Here is a 21,800-nt window from a genome sequence, read left to right on the forward strand (position 1 = left end):
CGAACAGGATATCGATGTTCCAGCAAATACAGTCGTTTATTCAGAACCTCGTCGGCCCGCATGGGGATGATTTCAGTCCGGACGATCTGAGGGTGGCGGTGGCCGCCCTCTGTTTCCAGGTCATGGAAGCGGATGGCACCGTCTCGAAAAGCGAGCGCGACCGCCTGCGCGAAATCCTACAGGATTATTACCATCTCGATGCCGGAAAGCTGGATGCGCTTCTCGCCGCCGGCCAGGAGGCCGGCAAGGAAGCCGTCGATTATTACCGCTTCACCACCGATATACGCCGCCATCTCGATGAAGAGCAGCGCGTGGAGCTTATTGGCATATTATGGGATATTGTTTACGCTGACGGCGAACGAAGCGAAATGGAAGACCATGTGATCTGGCGAGTCGCCGACCTGCTTGGTGTGTCCGTGCGCGACAGGGTTCTGCAACGTCAGCAGGCCGCCACGAGGTCAGGGCCCGCTGAAGAAAGCGAAAACGAAGACGATGCTGTTTGACCCTTCCAGGCAACAGAGAAAACAACCATCGCTGCTCATCGTCCTGCATCAGGAACGTTCCACGCCCGGCCGCGTCGGCCAGATGCTGGTGGAAAAAGGCTATCGTCTGGATATAAGGCGCCCTGCACTGGGCGATGACCTGCCGCAAACACTGGAGAAACACGCGGGCGCCATTATCTTCGGCGGCCCGATGAGCGCCAACGATTCTCATGACTACGTCAAAGCCGAAATCGACTGGCTGAAGGTGCCGTTGAAGGAAAACAAACCCTTTCTCGGCATCTGTCTCGGCGCGCAGATGTTGTCCAAACATCTCGGCGGCAAGGTGGAGCCCGACAGGGAGGGCAAGGTGGAGATCGGCTGGTATCCGCTTCATGCCACCGAACATGGGCGGCTTCTGATGCCGCATTGGCCGAAGATGGTCTATCATTTCCACAAGGAAGGGTTCGAGCTGCCGCGCGGAGCCGAACTTCTAGCCTCGGGCGAGACCTATCCCAATCAGGCCTATCGCTATGGAAAAAACGCCTGGGGCCTGCAGTTTCACGCCGAGCTGACCCGCGCCATGATGCATAGCTGGGTGGTGCGCGGCGCGCAGCGCTTCGGCATGCCCAATGCGCAGGTGGGCAGCCAGCATCTGGAAGGCCGCATGCTGTTCGACACGCCGCTCAGGGCATGGCTCGGCAATTTTCTCGATCTGGTTTTTGAGGGCAAGGCGCAGCGCTGAGGCCCGTGTCCGTCAGTGCGGCGCATCCAGATTGTCGATCTTGCGCAGCCTGGAGAAACCGAGCGCCCAGATAACCGCCACAGCAAGCGTGCCCGCCCCGCCGATGACAACGGCCGGTACGGCCCCGACGACATGCGCCATGGTGCCGGCGCGGAATTCGCCCAGCTCGTTCGATGCGCCGACGAACACCATGTTCACGGCATTCACACGCCCGCGCACCTCATCCGGCGTCCACAGCGCGATCAGGGTCTCGCGAACATAAACCGATACCATGTCGGATGCGCCCATGACTACCAGCGCGGCGATGGACAGCCACGCGGTTTGCGAAAGCCCGAAGACCACGGTGGAGATGCCGAAGAGGCCGACGCCGGTAAACATCAGCAGACCGGCGTGGTGACGAATGGGCTTGAAGGCCAGAATGACCGCAACGGTGATGGCCCCGATGCCGGGTGCTGCCCGCAGAAGCCCGAGGCCCCATGGCCCGAGCGTCAGCACTTCCTTGGCAAAAATCGGCATCAGCGCCACCGCGCCGCCCAGCAGCACCGCGAAAAGATCGAGCGAGATCGCACCGAGAACGATTTTTTCCTGCGCGATGAATTTGAACCCGGCGAGCATGGTTTCGAGACTGATGGCTTTTGCCGGGCCGCGTTGTTCCGGCTTGCGGATCGTCACCGCAAGCGCCGCCGATACGATGAAGAGCACGAATGCCACACTATAGGCGACGGAAGCACCGAGGCCATAAAGCAGGCCGCCGGCGACGGGACCGAGAATGGACGCCATCTGCCACGAAGAGGAATTCCAGGCGATGGCGTTCGGCAAATCCTCTACCGGCACGAGATTGGGCGCCAGCGACTGAACCGCCGGCCCCATGAAGGCGCGCTCTATGCCGAAGACGACAAGAATGGCGAAGACCGGCCAGGGGGAAAAGCTGTGCGTCAGCGTAAGACCCAGAAGAGCGGCAGCGCACAGCGCCGCAATCAGCAGGCATATGGACATGATGCGCCGACGATTGTGCCGGTCGGCGACCGTTCCGGTGACGAGGATCAGAAGCAGCGACGGCAGAAACTGGAAAAGACCGATCAGGCCGAGATAAAAGGCGTTGCCGGTCACCTCATACATCTGCCAGCCGACCGAGACGCTGACGATCTGGATGGCGAAGGCCGAAAAAAACCGGGCGCTGAAAAAGCGGCGATAGGAACTGTGCCGGAATGCACCGAAACGGTTTTCGGCGGAAGGGAGGGACATCGGCTGGGTGCTCGCGAGACAATATGAGAGCTTTGCAATAGAGCGATATCACAGGAATCACCAGCCCTCACTGACGGGATGACGAAAAGTGTGAGCGGTTTTCGTCTGAAATCCCGCTGCAAAGCCACGAGCCAGATTGTGATGATCGCCGGTCGATCAGATCAAAGATCACTACGATCTGGCGCAACACTTGCCGGTTCACGGTTCAATGTCTAAATGTCTTGCAACCAAGATACGGAGATATTGATGCTTGCCCTGTTTCAGACCATCGATCTGGCCTTGAACCTCTATACGTGGGTGCTGATCGCCAGCGCTATTTTTTCCTGGCTTTACGCCTTCAACGTCATCAATTCCCGCAACCAGTTCGTGAACGCCATCGGCAGCTTTCTGTTCAATGTCACGGAACCGGTTCTGCGCCCCATCCGCCGCATTCTGCCCAATCTCGGCGGCATAGACATTTCGCCGATCATCGTGCTCCTGATCATCTTCTTCATCCGCTCCTTCATGTGGAACACGCTTTACCCGATGGTCGCTTGAGCGCCTGCTGGCAGAAGCATAGCGACCATGTCCGCCTGACCGTTCGCCTTACGCCCAGCGGCGGGCGGGACGCCGTCGACGGCGTGGAAAAGGATGCGGAGGGAAACGCGCATCTGAAGGCCCGCGTCAGCGCCGTGCCGGAAGGCGGCAAGGCCAACAGGGCCCTGATTGTTTTGCTGGCGAAAAAACTCGGCCGGCCGAAATCCTCCTTCAGCTTTGTTTCAGGCGAAACGGCGCGTAAAAAAATCCTCCGCATCGACACCGACCCGGAGGATTTCGAAGAGCTATTCAAAAAGCTCGAAAACTAAAGCGCATCGCGTCTAATCTGATTCATGCGACGCGCTTTAAATCTTTGTTTTTAAGCATGTCTAGGTCCCAAAACCGCTGCACACTTTTGGGAGACATGCTTTAGATCAGCCCTGCGCCTTGTAGCGCTCGATGGCTTCAACGATCAGCTTCTTGGCGACGTCGACATCCTGCCAGCCGCCCATCTTCACCCACTTGCCGGGCTCCAGATCCTTGTAGTGTTCGAAGAAGTGCTCGATCTGCTTCAGCGTGATTTCCGGCAGGTCAGTGTAGTTGTGAACCTTGTCGTAACGGCGCGTCAGCTTCGGAACCGGCACGGCGAGAATCTTCTCGTCCTTGCCGCCGTCATCTTCCATGATCATCACGCCGATGGGACGGACATTGATGACGCAGCCCGGAACCAGCGGACGGGTGTTGCAGATGAGAACGTCGATCGGGTCGCCATCGTCAGACAGGGTGTGCGGCACGAAACCATAGTTACCCGGATAGGTCATAGGCGTGTAGAGGAAGCGATCGACGATCAGCGCACCGGCATCCTTGTCCATCTCGTACTTGATCGGGTGTCCACCGACCGGCACTTCAACGATGACATTCACGTCATCCGGCGGATTCTTGCCTACGGAAATTGCATCGATACGCATTCGCTTCCCTCATTCGACGGGTTGGATTTGGTTTTTCGATACTGGGAAAGTCGCCGCATTGCAACATGGCTTTGGGCGGATAAGGCAGAATGCGGGATTTGAGGCTATCGCAATTGCGCATGGCCGGCCGCGAGAACGAACCCCGAGGCCAAATCACCTGGCATTGTTTGTCAGTTCCAGACGAAACCGACCTTGCGAAGCGACTTGCCGTCGAAATCTTCCATGCCTTCGGCGATATCGCGGCCACCGTGAGAGCGGAAAAAGCGGTTGGCCACATCGCTGTCTTCAAGGCACCAGACAACGATGCCGTTGCAGCCAAGCGAGGTCAGCAGTCTGCGCGCTTCCGTAAACAGCAGCGAGCCAAGCCCGATGCCCTGATATTCCGGCCGGAGATAAAGTTCGTATATCTCGCCGTCCTGCGGCAGCCCGCGTGCCCGGCTGAGGCCCAGTGTCGCATATCCGGCGACCACACCGGCCACCTCTACCACCAGCATGGTTGCGGAGCCTTTGGTTGCCTTTTTCCACCAGACTTCTCCACGACGCTCGAGCATCTGCGTCAACGGCCGATGCGGGATAAGGCCGGCATAGGCCTGTTGCCACGACAGACGGTGCGCCTCGGAGATGGCGCGCGCATCATGCGGTTCAGCACGGCGAACATCGATGGATAACGTTTTCATAACGCGATTCTGGCCCCGGCCACGGAAACTTACCAGTCATAAAGGTTAACGCCGGCAAGCTTACCCACAGCCTATTCATGTGGACGACTGATAAAAATTAACGCATCCTTAACCTTTGGCACAAGCACCTTTCGACTCATGCACACATAAAAACGAACGCATAAAAAAACCCGGCTCAAGGCCGGGTTCTTTCAAATTCATAACGGCAAGCCGCATTCAGACAGCGAGCTTGGCCTTTTCAAAACGCTTGCGGTCGTTGGCGTCCAGGAACATCTTGCGCAGACGGATGGACTTCGGCGTCACTTCCATCAGCTCATCGTCCTGAATCCAGGAAAGCGCGCGATCGAGCGTCATGCGGATCGGCGGCGTCAGCTTCACGGCTTCATCCTTGCCGGCAGCGCGGATGTTGGTCAGCTGCTTGCCCTTCAGCACGTTCACTTCGAGATCGTTATCGCGAGAGTGAATACCGATAATCATACCGGCATAGACCTTCTCACCCGGCTCGATGATCATCGGGCCGCGATCTTCCAGGTTGAACATGGCATAAGCAACAGCTTCACCCGAACCGTTCGACAAGAGAACGCCGTTCACGCGACCGGCAATCTGGCCCTTGAAGGGCTGATAGTCGTGGAACAGACGGTTCATGATCGCCGTACCGCGCGTGTCGGTCAAAAGCTCCGACTGGTAGCCGATCAGGCCACGGGTCGGCGCATAGAACTTCAGACGAACGCGATTGCCGCCGGAAGGACGAAGCTCGGCCATTTCAGCCTTGCGCTCGGACATCTTCTGGACGACGACGCCGGAATGTTCTTCATCAACGTCGATCACGACTTCTTCGATCGGCTCCAAGAGGGTGCCGTTCTCATCCTTGTGCATCACGACGCGCGGACGCGAAACGGCAAGCTCGAAGCCTTCGCGACGCATGGTTTCGATCAGAACCGCCAGCTGCAATTCGCCACGACCGGAAACGAAGAACGAATCCTTGCCTTCGGCTTCTTCGATCTTCAGCGCAACGTTGCCTTCGGCTTCCTTGAACAGGCGGTCACGGATAACGCGGCTCGTAACCTTGTCGCCTTCGGTGCCAGCCAGCGGGCTGTCGTTGACGATGAACGACATGGTGACGGTCGGCGGGTCAATCGGCTGTGCCTGCATCGCCTCGGTAACCGACGGATCACAGAAGGTGTCGGCGACGGTGCCTTTGGAAAGACCGGCGATGGCGACGATGTCACCCGCATGGGCCTCCTCAATTGCCGTGCGCTCGATACCGCGGAAGGCGAGGATCTTGGAAATGCGGCCTGTTTCAATTGTCTTGCCGTCCTGGCCAAGCACCTTCACAGCCTGGTTCGGCTTGATCGAACCGGACGCGATGCGGCCGGTGATGATGCGGCCGAGGAAGTTGTTGGCTTCAAGGATCGTGCCGATCATGCGGAACGGGCCCTCTTCAACCTTGGGCTCCGGAACGTGCTCAAGAACCAGATCGAGCAGCGGTGCAAGACCCTGATCCTTCGGACCTTCCGGGTTGACGTTCATCCAGCCATCGCGGCCAGAACCGTAGAGGATCGGGAAGTCGAGCTGCTCGTCGGTGGCGTCGAGGTTGGCGAAGAGGTCGAAGACTTCGTTGATGACTTCTTCGTGGCGGCCATCCGGACGGTCGATCTTGTTGATCGCGACGATCGGGCGAAGACCGACCTTCAGCGCCTTGCTGACCACGAACTTGGTCTGCGGCATCGGGCCTTCCGAGCTATCGACCAGAACGATAGCACCGTCCACCATCGACAGGATACGCTCGACTTCACCGCCGAAATCGGCGTGGCCGGGGGTGTCGACGATGTTGATGCGGACACCTTTCCACTCCACCGAGGTCGCCTTGGCGAGAATGGTGATGCCGCGTTCCTTTTCGAGATCGTTGCTATCCATCACGCGCTCGGCGACACGCTGGTTGTCGCGGAACGAGCCGGACTGCTTCAGAAGCTCGTCCACGAGCGTCGTTTTTCCATGGTCAACGTGCGCGATGATCGCGATGTTGCGAAGTGCCATTGTTCAAAATCTCTGAGGTTGGGCGCTATATTGATGAGAAACGCCAATTTAGTTTGGCGCGCTCATAACCTTTTTTTTGCAAATGCGAAAGGGGGGGCCTTGTCATAAGCCCCCTGCACTCAGGTTCTAGCTCAGAAATATGACAGTCTTTTATACCGGACCCTTATGCCAGACCACGCTTCAAAAGCATGGCGTCCGGGCTTGGCATCTTGCCACGAAAAGCAAGATAGGCCTCTTCCGGATCGATGGAACCGCCGACGGAATAAATATTGTCTTTCAACTTGCGCGCCATCTCGCCATCGAAGGGATTGCCGGTTTCCTCGAAGGCCGAAAAGGCATCGGCATCCAGAACTTCCGACCACATGTAGGAATAATAGCCGGCCGAATATCCATCGCCGGAGAAAACGTGCTGGAAATGCGGGGTCGCATGCCGCATGACGATAGACTTCGGCATGTTCAGGGTGGAGAGCACCTCACCCTGCACGACCATCGGATCGCTCACGTTTTCCCGCGTGTGGAACGCCATGTCGACAATCGCCGACGAGGTGAATTCCACCGTGCTGAAACCGGCATTGAAGGTCTGCGCGGCCAGAACCTTATCCAGCAGCGCCTTCGGCATCGGCGCGCCTGTGTCATAATGCAGGGCGTATTTTTCCAGAATTTCCGGCACCGTCAGCCAATGTTCGTAAAGCTGCGACGGCAATTCGACGAAATCGCGCGAGACGCCCGTTCCGGAAACGGAGGGGTAAGTGACATTTGACAACATGCCATGCAGCGCGTGGCCGAATTCGTGAAACAGCGTGCGCGCATCGTCGAGCGAAAGCAGCGCCGGTTTGCCTTCGGCCGGTTTGGCGAAATTGCAGACATTGTAGATGATCGGAATTTCTCCGACCGTGCCGTTCTTCAAGGGCAGCTTGTGCTGCGACTGGAAGGAGCTCATCCACGCGCCGGAGCGCTTGGAGGGGCGGGCGAAATAATCGCCGAGGAACATGGCCTTCAGACCGCCCTTTTCGTCGCGGATTTCGAAAACCCGCACATCCGGGTGATAGGCGGCGACGCCTTTGACTTCGACCGCCCGAATCCCAAACAGCCGCCCGGCCACATCGAAGCAGGCCTCAATGATCTTTTCGAGTTGCAGATAAGGCTTCAATTCGGCCTCGGAGAAGCTGAATTTCCGTGCCCGCAGCTTTTCGGCATAATGCCGCCAGTCCCAGGGCAGCACTTCGTGATTCCTGCCCTCCTCGGCGATGATTGCGGCCAGTTCGGCCTCTTCCTCGCCCGCACGGCGCACGGCCTTTTCCCAGACCTGCCCTAAAAGGCCGTTCACGGCATCCGGCGTCTTCGCCATCGTGTCATCAAGCTTGTAGGCGGCGAAATTCGCGTAGCCGAGAAGCCTTGACTTTTCCTCGCGCAGTTCGAGCGTGCGGTGGACGATCTCGCGATTGTCGGTCTCGCCGCCATTCTCGCCGCGCGCCACCCAGGCCCTGAAGGCCTGCTCGCGCAGATCGCGGCGTTCGGAAAAGGTCAGGAAAGGTTCGATGATGGAACGGGAAAGGGTGACGGCAAATTTGCCGTCCTCGCCATGCTCACGGGCCGCACCCGCCATCGCGTCGCGCAGGAAACCGGGAATACCGGCAAGTTCCTCTTCCGTGGAAAGCAGAAGCTTCCAGTTCTTTTCATCCGCCAGCACATTCTGCCCGAATTTCGCACCGAGACCCGCAAGCTCCTCATTGATCGCCGCCAAGCGTTCCTGCCGGTCTTTCGGCAGCTTGGCGCCGGAGCGCACGAAACCCTTCCAGTGCCGCTCAAGGACGCGGCTTTCCTCACCCGTCAGCCCAAGCGTTCCGCGCTTTTCCCACAATGTATCGATGCGCTTGAACAGCGCTTCGTTCATGCCGATCTTCGAATAGTGCCGCGACAGTTTCGGTGCGATCTCGCGCTCCAGCGCCTGGATCACACCATTGGTATTGGCGCCTGCCCTGTTCCAGAACAGCGCCGAAATGCGCGAAAGATCGTCTCCGGCGATTTCGAGCGCGGTCACGGTGTTTTCGAAGCTCGGGGCCTCAGCATTGCCGGCAATCGCATCGATTTCCTGTTCGTGAGACAGAAGGGCGGCATCGAAGGCCGGAGCGAAATCCTCATCCCTGACCGCATCGAATTTCGGCAGACCATTGTGGCCGTTCCAGTCAACGAGTGCGGGATAAAGCGCGGTCTTGGATGGCATTTCATCTTCCTTGAACGATTCCGGTTTAAGCCCATATGGGCACGCCTCCACCGGCAATTCAATGCCGGACTTTGGTGTAAGGAAGATTGGCTGCGACCTGATTTTTGCTTTTGCCCCAACTGCCGGCACAGCAGCCGGATACCGATGGCGGGTGACCTGTGTAAGGGACTTGACCGACAATATGGACCGGCATGGCAGATGAAATAAAATGCGGGATGTCCGATCTTCTTTGCTTTGGCATAACAATCGTCGATTATGTTGGCGACCGTAACGCAATCGAACTGACACATACTTTACTCGATTTTCAACAATATGATTTATGCGCCATTGATTATCGCCGGGATTTTAGTAAGGCTGACTTACGAAAAGGCGAAGCATGGGCACTAAACGCGAAAAAGACTCATTGGCATTTTTACTGAACAGCGGCGCACGCCTGCTGAACAGTGCGTTTGAGCGCCGAATTTCTGAAGCCGGACTGGGCCTGACGCCCGGCGAAGCGCGCGCATTGCTGACGGTTGCCGTCGTTGATGGCAGCAAGCAGTCGGATATCGCCGCCCGGCTCGGCATCGAGCCGATGACAATTTGCGCCTATCTCGACAAGCTGCAATCTCTCGATCTCATCGAACGCCAGCAGGACCCGCAGGACAGGCGCTCCAAGCGCATCGTGCTGACAAAAAACTCCACCGACATGCTGGAAGCCGTGCGCCAGGAAATCGATGAACTCGTCCGTCACGCCACGCAGGGCCTGAACGAAGAAGAAGTCGCGCTTTTCCGCAGCTTCCTGCAGACCCTTCGCAACAATCTCCAGCCGGAACAGCCGGGCCAGAGCTGCTGATCGCAATGTCGCCAGAAACGATCATGTCCAGAAAGCGCACGGCCATACTCGGTGCGTTGCTGACGGCGCTGGCGCCGATTTCCATGGCGATCTACACACCGGCCATGCCGGAACTGACGCGGGTTTTCTCCACCACGGAATCCGCCGTCAAACTCAGCCTCTCGCTTTATTTCGCCGGTTTCGCCATCGCCCAGCTGCTCGCCGGCCCGGCATCCGATGCCTTCGGTCGGCGAAAGGCGAGCCTCGTTTTCCTCTCCATCTTTCTGGGCGGCGGACTGCTGGCGATCTTCGCGCCAACAATTGAAGTGCTGCTCTTCGCCCGGCTTGTTCAGGGCATTGGCGCCTCCGTCGGCATGACGGTGGCGCGCGCCATCGTGCGCGATCAATTCACGGGCGCCGAAGCCTCCAGCATCATGAACCTCATTGGTATCATGCTGGCCGTTGGCCCCGCCATGGGCCCTACCATCGGCGGGCTTTCGCTTACGGCTTTCGGGTGGCAATCGGTATTTTTCCTCATGGCCGGCCTCGGGGCCATCGCCATCTTCTCCGTCGTGGTCTTCCTGCGCGAGACGACGAGCCCGGACAAGAACCTGATCCGCCCGCACCGCCTCCTGTCGGCCTATGGGACATTGCTCACCGAGCCGCGTTTTCTTCTGGCCGCACTGGTGCTCGGCGGTTCCATCGGCGCGCTTTATGCGCAGGCGACGATGCTGACCTTCATCCTCATCAACAAGGTCGGCATGACACCCACCGCCTTCGGCATCGGCATGCTGATGCAGACCGGCGCTTATTTCTTCGGCTCCATCGCCCTGCGTTATATCGCACCGCGGCTGGGCGACCGCCGTTCGGTCGTCCTCGGCCTCTGTTTTTCGGGAACAGGCGGTCTCCTTATCCTGCTGTCGGTATTCCTGATACCGCCATCCTTTCTTTCGATCATGGGACCCGTGGCGGTGGCGACGGTCGGCATCGCCTTATTGACGCCATCCATGGTGACGGCGGCCCTCGCCCCATTCCCACATATTGCCGGCTCGGCATCGGCGATGATGGGGTTCATTCAGATGGGGTCGGGTTTTGCAGGCGGTGCCGCAGCCTCGTTTATCGGTTCGCCGTTGACCGGCTTCGGCATCATCATCCCCGTGATGGAATTCACCGCAATCGCCAGCTACATCGGCTTCCGCATCGTCTCCAGACGAGAGACATGAAAAAACCCGCCGGCGTCGCCGCCAGCGGGTTCCATCATTTCCATTCCAGCAGAATTACTTGCTGATATTGCGCTTTGCGAGCGTGCGAAGACGCAGCGCGTTGAGCTTGATGAAGCCTGCAGCATCCTTCTGGTCATAAGCGCCGTGGTCGTCCTCGAAGGTCACCAGCGCGTCGGAATAGAGCGACTTGGCGCTCTCGCGGCCGGTTACCATGACATTGCCCTTGTAGAGCTTCAGCGTCACTTCGCCTTCCACATGTTCCTGGCTCTTGTCGATCAGGGCCTGCAGCATTTCGCGCTCTGGCGAGAACCAGAAGCCGTAATAGATGAGCTCGGCGTAACGCGGCATCAGCTCGTCCTTGAGGTGGGCTGCACCCCGGTCAAGCGTGATGGATTCGATGGCGCGATGCGCGGCAAGCAGGATGGTGCCGCCGGGCGTCTCGTAAACGCCGCGCGACTTCATGCCGACGAAGCGGTTCTCGACGAGATCGAGACGGCCGATGCCGTTTTCGCGGCCATAGTTGTTCAGCGTCGCAAGAAGCGTCGCCGGCGACATTTCAACGCCGTTGATGGAGCAGGCATCGCCCTTGCGGAAACCGACCTTGATGACGGTTGCCTTGTCGGGCGCGGCTTCCGGGGAAATGGTGCGCATATGCACATATTCCGGTGCTTCCTGCGCCGGGTCTTCCAGAACCTTGCCCTCGGAAGAGGAGTGCAGCAGGTTGGCGTCGACCGAGAAAGGCGCTTCGCCCTTCTTGTCCTTGGCAACCGGAATCTGGTGCTGTTCGGCAAAGTTCAAGAGGTCAGTACGGCTCTTGAACGTCCAGTCGCGCCAGGGAGCGATAATCTTGATATCCGGGTTCAGCGCATAGGCCGAAAGCTCGAAACGGACCTGGTCGTTGCCCTTGCCGGTGGCGCCATGGGCAATGGCGTCGGCGCCGGTCTTCTTGGCGATTTCGATCAGGTGCTTGGAAATCAGCGGACGGGCAATGGAGGTGCCGAGCAGATAGACGCCTTCATAAACGGCGTTGGCGCGGAACATCGGGAACACGAAATCACGCACGAACTCTTCGCGGACGTCCTCGATGAAGATTTCCTTGATGCCCAGCATCTCGGCCTTCTTGCGCGCGGGCTCAAGTTCTTCGCCCTGGCCGAGATCGGCGGTGAAGGTCACGACCTCCGCGCCGAGTTCCGTCTGAAGCCATTTCAGGATGATCGAGGTGTCGAGACCGCCGGAATAGGCGAGAACGACTTTCTTAACGTCTTTCGGAAGTGCCATAGTGATGTCCATCTGCATGATGACGGCATTGGGACACCGCCATTTCCTTGGGATTTCGGCACTTTTACAGTGCAACCCGAAATGTGTGAAGCGCTTTTCCGTGAGATAAGCGACAAAACAATTGATGGGCGGGTACGACAGCGGTCGATGACCGGGCGCATCGATGGGAACGAAGCAATTGTCACATGCATTATGAAAATTCGCGCTTTATCATAAGCGGCGCGATCGACTTGAAGACCGTGAATGAAGCCACTCAGGTTCAGGCAACGTTGCAAACCGCTGGAAACAGCCGAAACGACGCGAAGGAGAAACCTATGACGACCATCCACCCCGCATTCAAGGAAGATAATGTCGCTGTCATCACCGGTGCGGCATCCGGCATCGGACTTGCCGCCGCCCGCAAATTCGCCGGTTTCGGCATGAGTGTCGTGCTCGTCGATCTCGACGGCGACAGGCTTGCCGCAGCCCATGCGGATATCCTGGCCGTCGCAAAGGACGGCGAAGCGCAGATCGTCGCCATCCCGACCGACATATCCAAACTCGATGAACTGGAGGCGCTGGAGCGCGCCGTGATCCAGCGTTTCGGACGCGTCCACGTCCTGATGAACAACGCCGGCATTCAGCCCGGCAGCGCCATTTTCGGCCCACAGGCCAATTGGGAAAAAATCATCAACGTCAATCTGATGGGCGTCGTGAACGGCAGCCGCGTTTTCGGCCAGGGCATGATCGCCCATGGCGAGCCGGCGCTCATCATCAATACTGGCTCGAAACAGGGCATCACCACGCCTCCCGGCGATCCCGCCTACAATGTCTCGAAATCCGGCGTCAAAACCTTCACGGAAGCGCTTCAGCACGAATTGCGCAATATTCCGAACGGCTCGGTTTCCGCCCATCTGCTGATCCCCGGTTACGTTTTCACCGGCCTCACCGCCCATGGCAGAACGGAAAAGCCGGAGGGCGCATGGACCGGCGAACAGACCGTCGACTTCATGGTCGAAAGCATCGGCCGCGGTGATTTCTACATTCTCTGCCCGGATGGCGAGGTGGACCGCCCCACGGATGAAAAACGCATTCTCTGGGCGGCCTATGACATCGTCCAGAACCGCCCGCCGCTGTCACGCTGGCACACGGAATACTCCGCCGCCTTCACCAGCTTCCTGAAAAACTGAATGTTCCGGGCCGCCGCGATGTGACCGTTGCGGCGGCTTTTCGCGCCGATGCATTGGCGCTCAAAAACATTGGCAGAAGCGCGAAATCGCGTTAAGCACGGCAACCTCCAGATTTTACGGGTGCCGCGATGGATTTCGTTCCAGGCCTGCCAACATTGATCGCCTTCACCATCGCCATTCTGCTTCTGGCGGTGACGCCGGGGCCTGACATGACGCTGTGGATCAGCCGCTCGCTGCGCGAGGGCCGGACGGCGGGTTTCATGACGCTTCTGGGAACCAATATCGGCATTACCGTGCACACGATGCTCGTCGCCTTCGGCGTCGCCGCCCTCATCGTCGCTTCGCCGACCGCTTTCATGATCCTGAAGACCGGCGGGGCCGCGTATCTCGTCTGGCTCGCCATTCAGGCGATCCGCAAGGGCTCGGATTTCGTGATGGTGAAAAGCACCGGGGAAAAAGCGCAGTCCTCGCTGCAATCAGCGCTGTTGAACGGCATCTGGGTGAACCTGCTGAACCCGAAGATCATCATCTTTTTCATGACCTTTCTGCCGCAATTCGTCAGCGCATCCGACCCGCATGTAACCGGCAAGCTGATCTTCCTCGGCATATGGTCGATCATCGTCGCGCTGCCGATCGGCATCGGCATCGTGATCGCCGCAGATGTTCTTTCAGCCTGGCTGCAACGCAACCGGAAAATTCTGCGCGGACTGGATTATACGATCGCCGGCGTCTTTTCGCTTTTTGCCGTCAAGATTTTCTTCACGCAGGCGCGCTGACGGCAAATTAAAAAAGGCGCCTCACGGCGCCTTTTTACAATCAACCGATCAGCAACTCATCGTCATCGAGCTTCTGGCCGCGTATCTTGCGGAACATGTCGATCAGGTCCTCGACCTCGAGATCCTTGCGGCTATCGCCGGAGACGTCGAGCACGATCTCACCGGCATGCAGCATGATCGTACGGGTGCCATAATCCAGCGCCTGACGCATGGAATGGGTGACCATCAGCGTCGTCAGCTTGCGCTCCGACACGACCTTGCGGGTCAGCTCCATCACGAATTCGGCCATGCCGGGATCGAGAGCAGCCGTATGTTCATCGAGCAACAGCACATCCGAGCCGGACAGCGTCGCCATGACGAGCGAGACCGCCTGCCTCTGGCCACCGGACAGAAGGTCCATACGGTCCTTCAGACGATTTTCCAGCCCGAGATTGAGCGAGGCAATGCGTTCCTTGAAGAAATCCCGACGGCCGCGCCCAAGCGCCGGCAGAAGGCCGCGACGCTCGCCGCGCGAAGCTGCCAGCGCCAGATTTTCCTCAATGGTGAGCGCGCCGCAGCTGCCCGCCAGCGGGTCCTGAAACACCCGCGCCACCCGCCCAGCCCGGCTGGCGGTCGGTTTGCGGGTAACATCGGCGCCACCGATCATCACCTTGCCCGCCGTCGGCAGGACGTCGCCCGCCAGAACGCCGAGCAGCGTCGATTTGCCGGCGCCATTGGAACCGATGACGGTGACGAAGGAGCCATCGTCGATGGTGAGGTCGATTTTGGAGAGCGCCTGCTTCTGCAGCGGCGTGCCGCGACCGAAGACAACCTGGATATCGGAAAGGGAAATCACGATGTTGCTCCCCCGCGGCGCAGTCGGGGCAGGATCAATGCGATTGCCACCAATACCGCCGTTACGAAATTGAGATCGGACGCCTTGAGGCCCAGCACATCGCTCGACAGGGCAAGCTGGATGGCGAGACGATAGGCGATGGAGCCAAAAACGCAGCCGATCAGCGCGATCAGAATGCCACGCGCGCCGAACAGCGTTTCGCCGATGATGACGGCGGCAAGGCCGACGACAATGGTGCCGACACCGGAGGTCACATCCGCAAAGCCGTTGGTCTGCGCAAACAGCGCGCCGCCGAGAGCGACCAGCGCATTCGAAAGCGCCATGCCGAGGTAGATCTGGTTGCCGGTCTTCACGCCCTGCGCCCGCGCCATCCGGGCATTGGCGCCCGTCGCCCGCATGGCAAGGCCCGCATCGCTTTCAAGAAAACGCCAGACCAGAATGACCGCGATCAGCACCAGCGCGCCGACGAACAGCGGCCGCACCAGATATTCCGACAGGCCGAGGCCGTAAAACGGCGATATCATCGTATCTTGATTGAGCAGCGCGACATTCGGCTTTCCCATCACGCGCAGATTGACGGAAAACAGCGCGATCATCGTCAGGATCGATGCAAGCAGGTTGAGGATCTTGAAGCGAACGTTGAGCGTCGCGGTCACGATGCCGGCGGCGGCACCGGCCACCATCGCAATCGCCGTCGCAACCCAGGCATTTAGACCGGCGATGATCAGCACGGCAGCCACGGCGGCGCCGAGCGGAAACGAACCGTCCACGGTCAGGTCAGGAAAATCAAGCACCCGGAAAGCGAGATAAACGCCGATCGCCACGAAAGCGAAGACCAGTCCCAGCTCCACGGCACCCCAGAAGGCGATTTGGCTCACGGTAATGTCCTTGTTATTGCCGCCATCAGGCGGAGACGGGCACCGTCTCGTGCCACGTAAAACGGGCGGCGAATTTGCCGCCGCCCGTTATTCAGTCTGGTTTCGGTTCAGTCGATGACCTTGGTGGCGCGCTTGGTGATGCTTTCCGGGAAGGTAACGCCAGCTTTTTCGGCGGCCTTCTTGTTGATCACCAGATCAGTGCCGACAGCAACGGTTGCCGGAATATCTCCCGGCTTTTCACCCTTGAGGATGCGGACGACGACGGCACCGGTCTGCTTGCCAACGTCGAAATAGTTGAAGCCGAGGGCGGCAACCGCACCGCGGGCGACGGAATCCGTATCGGCGGCGTAAAGCGGGATCTTGGCTTCGGATGCAACGCCGGCAGCCGCTTCGAAAGCGGAAACGATGGTGTTGTCGGTCGGAACGTAGATCACATCGGCCTTGCCGACCAGTGCGCGGGTTGCGCCCTGCACTTCTGCGGACTTGGTGGCGACGGATTCAACAACCTTGAGACCCGCCTTCTCGGCTTCGGCCTTCAAGAGGGCCAGCGTCGAAACGGAGTTGGCCTCGGCCGAATTGTAGATGAAACCGATCGACTTGGCGTTCGGGGAGATTTCCTTGATGAGCGCCAGATGTTCGCCAACCGGCAGCATGTCGGAAAGGCCGGTCACGTTGCGGCCGGGCTTTTGCATGTCCTTGACGAGCTGTGCGCCGACCGGATCGGAAACCGCCGTGAAGACGACCGGAATGTCGCGCGTGGCGGCGACGACGGCCTGAGCGGACGGCGTGGAAATCGGCACGATGACGTTCGGCGCATCGCCCACGAACTGGCGGGCGATCTGCGCCGCGGTGCCGGGATTGCCCTGCGCGGACTCATAGAGGAACTTGAGGTTCTCGCCTTCCTTGTAACCAGCCTCGGCAAGCGCGGCCTTGACGCCATCACGGGCGGCATCAAGCGCCGGATGTTCGACGATGGCGGTGACGGCGACGGTGACGTTTTCAGCCTTGGCCGGCAGAACGAGGGCGCTCGCGGCAGCGAGAGCCAGAATGAATGCGCGCATGGATATCCTCCTGTTGGTTCCCTGTTTTCGTCTTCTTAGGAACAAGACAGCCCGAAATCAATCGGAGAACCGCTGCAAAACAAGCTTTCAGGCGGCAATTGCGGCTTATTCAGTCATCCGCGCCATGGTTGGCGATCATCATCGCCTCGAAAGCCAACCTTTCGGTCTTGCGCATGCGCTCGGATTCCGACTTCAGCTGGCCGCAGGCAGCGAGAATATCGCGACCGCGCGGCGTGCGGATCGGCGAAGCATAACCCGCCTGATTGATGAAATCGGCGAACTTCTCGATCTGCGCCCAGTCCGAGCACTGATAGTTCGTGCCCGGCCATGGGTTGAACGGAATGAGGTTGATCTTGGCCGGAACGCCCTTCAAAAGCTGCACCAGCATCTTGGCGTCTTCCAGGCTGTCATTCACATCCTTCAGCATCACATATTCGAAGGTGATGCGGCGGGCGTTGGAGAGGCCCGGATATTTGCGGCAGGCTTCGATCAGTTCCTTCAGTGGATATTTCTTGTTGATCGGCACCAGCATGTCGCGCAGCTCGTCGCGCACCGCATGCAGCGAAATCGCCAGCATAACGCCGATCTCATCGCCGGTGCGGAAGATTTCCGGCACAACGCCCGAGGTGGAGAGCGTGACGCGACGCTTGGAGAGCGACAGGCCATCGCCATCGGTGGCAATCAGAAGCGCGGTCTTCACATGCTCGAAATTATAGAGCGGCTCGCCCATGCCCATCATCACGATGTTGGAGACCTTGCGGCCTTCGCTCGGCACATAAGCGCCAACCGGCGTCGAACCATCGGGAAAGTCGCCGAGCCGATCACGGGCCAGCAGAAGCTGGGAGAGGATTTCCTCAGCCGTCAGGTTGCGCACGAGGCGCTGGGTGCCGGTGTGACAGAAGGAACAGGTCAGCGAACAGCCCACCTGGCTCGAAATGCACAGCGTACCGCGACCCTCTTCGGGAATATAAACCGTCTCGATTTCGACCGGACGTCCCGCACCGCGCGGCGGGAACCGCATCAGCCATTTGCGGGTGCCGTCATTGGAGATCTGCTCCTCGACGATTTCCGGGCGGGCGATGGTGAAGGCCGCCTTCAGCTTCTCGCGAAGCTCCTTGGCGACATTCGTCATATTGTCGAAATCGGAGACGCCGCGCACATAAAGCCAGTTCCACAACTGGCTGACGCGCATCTTCACCTGCTTCTGCGGCACGCCGATCTCGGCCAGTGCCTCGCCCATGTCCTCACGCGTCAGGCCAATCAGCGACGGCTTGCCGGACATCAGATCGCTATTGGCGATCAGCGGGGTTTTGACTGCCAGGCCGGCAGGGGCTTGCATTACGGACATCACGCTATCCCACCATTCCATGCATCGCACGACCAGCCTGTCGGATAGGCGGAAAATCGTCTGCATGTCGAGAAAATCAAAGGCGGAGCACTTTTCGCGCATCCGCCTGTCAATGTTGCCGCGCCTTTAGCATCAAACAAGCAAAAACGCAAATGGCCGGTCAATGACCGGCCATTGTCGAATGCAATAAAGCGTCAGGGTTACTTGCAGCTCTCGATCTGCTTGAGAGCCGCCGAAATACCCGACAGCGAATAGGAATAGGAGGTCGCCGTGCCACGGCCGGAAACTGCCTTCACGGTCATCGACTTGCCGCCCTTCATGGCGGCGACGAGTGCCGGTTCTTCAGCAGCGTTTTCAACCCAGGCGGCCTTGTCCTTGGTGAACATGACGAAGTTCTTGTTGTCGATCGTCACATTGACCTTGGAACCCTGCTTGAGCGGATAACCCACCATGGCCTGCGGCTCATAGGAAATGTTCTGGCCCGGACGCTGCGAGACGATGAAGAAGATATCGCCGTGATCGACGCTTGCCGGTTCCTTGGCGGTCGGAATGGAAAGAACGTAGCAGACTGTGCTGTTGCCCGATTTGTACGAATAGGCACCCCATGCATTGAACTGCTGGATGCGCGTGGGCGACTGTGCAGATGCTACGCCGACGCTGGTCAGCAAAATGGCCGCTGCGGTTGCTACACTTCTTACAAACATAGAATTTCCTGCCGGGTTATTGTCTTCCATTGGCCCGAAGCATCGGCGAGCCCAGTTTCTGGATCGGCCACGTTCAGGTGCGGATCGTCTTTTCTCATTGTGGTCGGGAAGCGGTTACCAAACCGTCAACAACACGCATAAAATGCCGGAAACGTCTTGCGGTGTTACAGATTGGCGACTCCCGACGCCCTGAGGAGAAGGGCGCGAAACACCCTTCCTCCGTGTGTATGACACATAAATTCAGGCAAGAATTTGTCGCCCGTCGGGCTCACCCGAACAGGCAGATCACAGAGGCGTTACCCGGCTTCCTGTTGCCGTTTCAGCATGGCGTCAGCCGCCTCGTAATGCTCCATCTTGATATGGGCGCGGATCATGGCGAGCGCCGCCGTGATGACGGCAATATCGTCGGTGAATCCGATAACGGCCAGCACATCCGGCACGGCATCCATCGGCATGATGAAATAGGCGAGCGCCGCCAGAATGATGCCCTTGGCGCGCAGCGGCGTATCGCGGTCGATCGCGCAATAATAGGCAGCCGCCGCATCGCGTGCGAAAGGCACCTTCGACATCACGCGCTTCAGCTTGGGCCAGAATTTCGCCCGCACCACAGTCTCGCGCTCCTGCTGCCTGTCGGTTTCACCCGGCAGAAGAATTTCACCGATTTTCACATCATCCATGATCGACGGTCCTCCGGTCACGGCTATTATATGGGATTTAAGGTCCGCCGTTCAATTGCTTCGGCCCGCAGCCGCCTTTTGCATGGCCTCGGCCAGAAGAAAATCCCGCTCCGTCACACCCTGCGAATCATGGGTGGTAAGGCAGACCTTGACCCGCGAATAGACATTGGACCATTCGGGATGGTGATTGAGCCTTTCCGCGACAAGTGCGGATTCGGCCATGAAACCGAAGGCTTCCGCAAAGCTGGAGAACTTGAAAGAACGGACGATCGCCGCCCCGTCCTCACGCAGGGACCAGCCCTCGAGTTTCGACAGGGCCTGCCGGATGGCGTCCGGCTCGAGTCTGGGATATTTCATGAACTTGCCTCCGCTTGAGACCCATTAACGCTTCAACGACCGGATCGACGCATATTCCATGAAACATACAGCTATTCTTTTTGTCTGCATGGGCAATATCTGCCGTTCACCGCTGGCCGAAGGGGTTTTGAGACACCTTGCCGACGGCGCGGCCATGTCTGATCAGCTTACCATCGATTCCGCCGGCACCGGCGGCTGGCACGCGGGTGACGCACCCGATCCGCGATCGATCGCCATGGCGCGACAGCATGGCGTCGATATTTCCAGGCAGCGGGCGAGACAGGTCACCCCTGCGGATTTCGAGACCTTCGACCTGATACTCGCCATGGACGAAAACAATCTGGCGAACCTGCTGCAATCGAGCCCGGGAAGGCAGCGGCACAAGATCCATCTCTTCATGGACTACGCCACTGGCCGCCGCGAGAACGTCCCCGATCCCTATTACGGGGCCGAGGACGGGTTCCTCAAGGTCTACAACATGCTCTTTGCAGGATGCAGATCGTTGCTCGAAAAGATGGAGCTGGACCGCGCCTCGTGAAGCGGAAACGCCTCTTCAACGATATAGGGTCCGCCGCCCACCGATTCCTTCGACGACATCAGCACGAAACGGCCGACCGTGAAGGGCGAGGTGCGGAAGTTGCCGCGTCCGGAAAGATACTGCACCACATCGTCCACGCGGGAGGAGCGCAACCGCGCCAGCGTGACATGCGGCATGAACTTGCGCGGATCGGGCGGGAGACCGATCCTCTGGCAGATCCGCTCGATTTCCGCCTGAAGCGCATGCATTTCCGGCGAGGGAGAAACCCCGGCCCAGATGGAATGCGGTTTCTTGGAACCGAAGGACCCCATACCGGTGAGGCTGAGCTGGAATTCCGGCCTTTCGATCCGGTCCAGCCTGTCCACGACCTCATCGGCGGTCCGCCCGTCGATGTCACCGATAAAACGCAGGGTTATGTGATAATTCTCCACATCGATCCACCGGGCTCCCGGCAGACCACCGCGCAACAATGAGAGGCTCATAGCCGCATTGCGCGGAATTTCGAGGGCGGTAAACAGTCTCGGCATGGCGAGCTCCCCGAATCTCTTGGCAGAACAAGCATAGCGAATCACGCAATGCAGGCGGGCGCAAGTGCTTATTTTTTTTGCGCACCGATTGTCGTGATGAAGCTTTCAACAGCCGGCAAAGATTTTTCGACCATCATCGCCACACCCTTCGTATTGGGGTGCATCTTGTCGTCCAGCTTCAGCGCATCATCCGTCACCACGCCGTCCAGAAAGAAGGGATAAAGCGGCAGGTTGTATTTTTCGGCGAGCTTCGGAAAGATCGGATTAAAGCGCCTGGCATAATCATCGCCCATATTCGGCGGCGCCATAATGCCGACCAGCAACACGGCTATGTTGCGCTTCTGAAAACCGGAAATGATGGTGTCGAGGTTCTTTTCGGTCTGTTCCGGGGGAATTCCGCGCAGAGCGTCATTTGCGCCGAGTTCCAGGATGACCCCGTCTGTACCATCGGGAACCGACCAGTCCGCCCGCGCGAGACCGCCGGAAGAGGTATCGCCGGACACACCGGCATTGGCGATGGCGACGTTGACGCCCTTGCCCTTTAATGCAGCCTCAAGCTGTGCGGTGTAGCTGTCGGTGGGGGGAAGCTGATAGCCGGCCATCAGGCTGTCGCCCAGTCCGACCAGCTGCAATGTCCGCTCCTGAGCCATGACAGCAGTTGCGGAAAAGGCGGCGGCAAAAATGACGATGAAGTGAAACAGGGCAGCTTTAAATCTCATCACGG

25 protein-coding genes are annotated in these 21,800 nt (G+C 58.9%); 10 read left to right on the top strand and 15 right to left on the bottom strand.

Annotation, left to right across the window (positions count from 1 at the left end):
- Positions 1 to 14 precede the first annotated feature (14 nt).
- Both PIB16_RS09770 and PIB16_RS09775 read left to right on the top strand, forming a co-directional pair.
- A complete protein-coding gene (locus tag PIB16_RS09770) occupies positions 15 to 503 on the top strand; it encodes a tellurite resistance TerB family protein (RefSeq protein ID WP_078052365.1) in 489 nt (162 codons plus the stop codon).
- Complete coding sequence (locus PIB16_RS09775; RefSeq protein WP_080856838.1) at positions 493 to 1,224, top strand: glutamine amidotransferase; 732 nt, start codon at positions 493 to 495, stop codon at positions 1,222 to 1,224. The genes PIB16_RS09770 and PIB16_RS09775 overlap by 11 nt, the downstream gene beginning before the upstream one ends.
- A gap of 12 nt (positions 1,225 to 1,236) precedes the next feature.
- Here the strand turns inward: PIB16_RS09775 and PIB16_RS09780 are convergent, their stop codons facing one another.
- Positions 1,237 to 2,469, bottom strand: a complete 1,233-nt coding sequence (locus PIB16_RS09780) for an MFS transporter (RefSeq protein ID WP_080856839.1) — start codon at positions 2,467 to 2,469, stop codon at positions 1,237 to 1,239.
- Positions 2,470 to 2,715: 246 nt separating this feature from the next.
- On the opposite strand from PIB16_RS09780, the gene PIB16_RS09785 reads away from it, so the two are divergent.
- Positions 2,716 to 3,006 carry a YggT family protein gene (locus PIB16_RS09785; protein WP_003523487.1) on the top strand — a complete coding sequence of 97 codons (291 nt, stop codon included), beginning with the start codon at positions 2,716 to 2,718 and terminating at the stop codon, positions 3,004 to 3,006.
- Positions 3,003 to 3,314 (top strand): DUF167 domain-containing protein, encoded by a 312-nt coding sequence (locus PIB16_RS09790; protein ID WP_271045538.1) that lies wholly within the window; start codon positions 3,003 to 3,005, stop codon positions 3,312 to 3,314. Before PIB16_RS09785 ends, PIB16_RS09790 begins: the two co-directional genes overlap by 4 nt.
- Before the next feature lie 105 nt (positions 3,315 to 3,419).
- Here PIB16_RS09790 and ppa read toward each other — a convergent pair whose 3' ends face one another.
- The 4 genes from ppa to PIB16_RS09810 form a co-directional block, all read right to left on the bottom strand.
- The gene (gene ppa / locus PIB16_RS09795; RefSeq protein WP_003523485.1) at positions 3,420 to 3,953 is read right to left on the bottom strand and encodes an inorganic diphosphatase; all 534 of its coding nucleotides are present in this window, start codon (positions 3,951 to 3,953) and stop codon (positions 3,420 to 3,422) included.
- A 170-nt stretch (positions 3,954 to 4,123) separates the two neighbouring features.
- Complete coding sequence (locus PIB16_RS09800; RefSeq protein WP_003523484.1) at positions 4,124 to 4,630, bottom strand: GNAT family N-acetyltransferase; 507 nt, start codon at positions 4,628 to 4,630, stop codon at positions 4,124 to 4,126.
- Positions 4,631 to 4,846: 216 nt separating this feature from the next.
- Positions 4,847 to 6,667, bottom strand: a complete 1,821-nt coding sequence (gene typA / locus PIB16_RS09805; protein ID WP_065656937.1) for a translational GTPase TypA — start codon at positions 6,665 to 6,667, stop codon at positions 4,847 to 4,849.
- Between the two features lie 163 nt (positions 6,668 to 6,830).
- Positions 6,831 to 8,891 carry a M3 family metallopeptidase gene (locus PIB16_RS09810; protein WP_271045539.1) on the bottom strand — a complete coding sequence of 687 codons (2,061 nt, stop codon included), beginning with the start codon at positions 8,889 to 8,891 and terminating at the stop codon, positions 6,831 to 6,833.
- A gap of 191 nt (positions 8,892 to 9,082) precedes the next feature.
- Between PIB16_RS09810 and PIB16_RS09815 the strand changes: the two genes are divergently transcribed.
- The 3 genes from PIB16_RS09815 to PIB16_RS09825 are packed head-to-tail and all read left to right on the top strand — an operon-like array spanning position 9,083 to position 10,928.
- Complete coding sequence (locus PIB16_RS09815) at positions 9,083 to 9,310, top strand: hypothetical protein (protein WP_220317710.1); 228 nt, start codon at positions 9,083 to 9,085, stop codon at positions 9,308 to 9,310.
- Positions 9,268 to 9,726: a MarR family winged helix-turn-helix transcriptional regulator gene (locus PIB16_RS09820; RefSeq protein WP_020813564.1), complete on the top strand. Its 459-nt coding sequence runs from the start codon at positions 9,268 to 9,270 to the stop codon at positions 9,724 to 9,726. The genes PIB16_RS09815 and PIB16_RS09820 overlap by 43 nt, the downstream gene beginning before the upstream one ends.
- 5 nt (positions 9,727 to 9,731) lie before the next feature.
- Positions 9,732 to 10,928 (top strand): multidrug effflux MFS transporter, encoded by a 1,197-nt coding sequence (locus tag PIB16_RS09825; RefSeq protein ID WP_271045540.1) that lies wholly within the window; start codon positions 9,732 to 9,734, stop codon positions 10,926 to 10,928.
- Between the two features lie 54 nt (positions 10,929 to 10,982).
- Here the strand turns inward: PIB16_RS09825 and PIB16_RS09830 are convergent, their stop codons facing one another.
- Positions 10,983 to 12,206: an argininosuccinate synthase gene (locus PIB16_RS09830; protein ID WP_003523477.1), complete on the bottom strand. Its 1,224-nt coding sequence runs from the start codon at positions 12,204 to 12,206 to the stop codon at positions 10,983 to 10,985.
- 314 nt (positions 12,207 to 12,520) lie between these two features.
- On the opposite strand from PIB16_RS09830, the gene PIB16_RS09835 reads away from it, so the two are divergent.
- Positions 12,521 to 13,375, top strand: coding sequence for an SDR family NAD(P)-dependent oxidoreductase (locus PIB16_RS09835; protein ID WP_031234585.1), 855 nt, complete (start codon positions 12,521 to 12,523; stop codon positions 13,373 to 13,375).
- A gap of 128 nt (positions 13,376 to 13,503) precedes the next feature.
- Positions 13,504 to 14,151: a LysE family translocator gene (locus PIB16_RS09840; protein ID WP_271045541.1), complete on the top strand. Its 648-nt coding sequence runs from the start codon at positions 13,504 to 13,506 to the stop codon at positions 14,149 to 14,151.
- A 40-nt stretch (positions 14,152 to 14,191) separates the two neighbouring features.
- Here PIB16_RS09840 and PIB16_RS09845 read toward each other — a convergent pair whose 3' ends face one another.
- From PIB16_RS09845 to PIB16_RS09875, 7 genes are all read right to left on the bottom strand, one after another.
- Positions 14,192 to 14,986 (bottom strand): ABC transporter ATP-binding protein, encoded by a 795-nt coding sequence (locus PIB16_RS09845; protein ID WP_065656934.1) that lies wholly within the window; start codon positions 14,984 to 14,986, stop codon positions 14,192 to 14,194.
- A complete protein-coding gene (locus PIB16_RS09850) occupies positions 14,983 to 15,864 on the bottom strand; it encodes an ABC transporter permease (RefSeq protein WP_003505036.1) in 882 nt (293 codons plus the stop codon). Before PIB16_RS09850 ends, PIB16_RS09845 begins: the two co-directional genes overlap by 4 nt.
- Before the next feature lie 107 nt (positions 15,865 to 15,971).
- Positions 15,972 to 16,925, bottom strand: a complete 954-nt coding sequence (locus PIB16_RS09855; protein WP_003523186.1) for an ABC transporter substrate-binding protein — start codon at positions 16,923 to 16,925, stop codon at positions 15,972 to 15,974.
- Between the two features lie 109 nt (positions 16,926 to 17,034).
- Positions 17,035 to 18,207: a 23S rRNA (adenine(2503)-C(2))-methyltransferase RlmN gene (rlmN, locus tag PIB16_RS09860; protein ID WP_078052458.1), complete on the bottom strand. Its 1,173-nt coding sequence runs from the start codon at positions 18,205 to 18,207 to the stop codon at positions 17,035 to 17,037.
- A gap of 266 nt (positions 18,208 to 18,473) precedes the next feature.
- Positions 18,474 to 18,977, bottom strand: a complete 504-nt coding sequence (locus tag PIB16_RS09865) for an invasion associated locus B family protein (protein WP_003523183.1) — start codon at positions 18,975 to 18,977, stop codon at positions 18,474 to 18,476.
- Between the two features lie 296 nt (positions 18,978 to 19,273).
- The gene (locus tag PIB16_RS09870; protein WP_003523181.1) at positions 19,274 to 19,654 is read right to left on the bottom strand and encodes a YkvA family protein; all 381 of its coding nucleotides are present in this window, start codon (positions 19,652 to 19,654) and stop codon (positions 19,274 to 19,276) included.
- 51 nt (positions 19,655 to 19,705) lie between these two features.
- Positions 19,706 to 20,011, bottom strand: coding sequence for a 4a-hydroxytetrahydrobiopterin dehydratase (locus PIB16_RS09875; RefSeq protein WP_003505045.1), 306 nt, complete (start codon positions 20,009 to 20,011; stop codon positions 19,706 to 19,708).
- 58 nt (positions 20,012 to 20,069) lie between these two features.
- On the opposite strand from PIB16_RS09875, the gene PIB16_RS09880 reads away from it, so the two are divergent.
- Entirely contained in the window at positions 20,070 to 20,549 is a 480-nt protein-coding gene (locus tag PIB16_RS09880) for a low molecular weight protein-tyrosine-phosphatase (protein WP_271045542.1), read from the top strand.
- On the opposite strand, the gene thpR is transcribed toward PIB16_RS09880, so the two are convergent.
- The gene (gene thpR, locus PIB16_RS09885) at positions 20,483 to 21,076 is read right to left on the bottom strand and encodes an RNA 2',3'-cyclic phosphodiesterase (protein WP_003523177.1); all 594 of its coding nucleotides are present in this window, start codon (positions 21,074 to 21,076) and stop codon (positions 20,483 to 20,485) included. The genes PIB16_RS09880 and thpR overlap by 67 nt on opposite strands.
- A gap of 68 nt (positions 21,077 to 21,144) precedes the next feature.
- Positions 21,145 to 21,795, bottom strand: a complete 651-nt coding sequence (locus PIB16_RS09890) for an arylesterase (protein WP_078052358.1) — start codon at positions 21,793 to 21,795, stop codon at positions 21,145 to 21,147.
- Positions 21,796 to 21,800: the final 5 nt, after the last annotated feature.

Origin of the sequence: Agrobacterium sp. ST15.13.015, assembly GCF_027871645.1 — a bacterium.
Lineage (GTDB): Bacteria > Pseudomonadota > Alphaproteobacteria > Rhizobiales > Rhizobiaceae > Agrobacterium > Agrobacterium leguminum.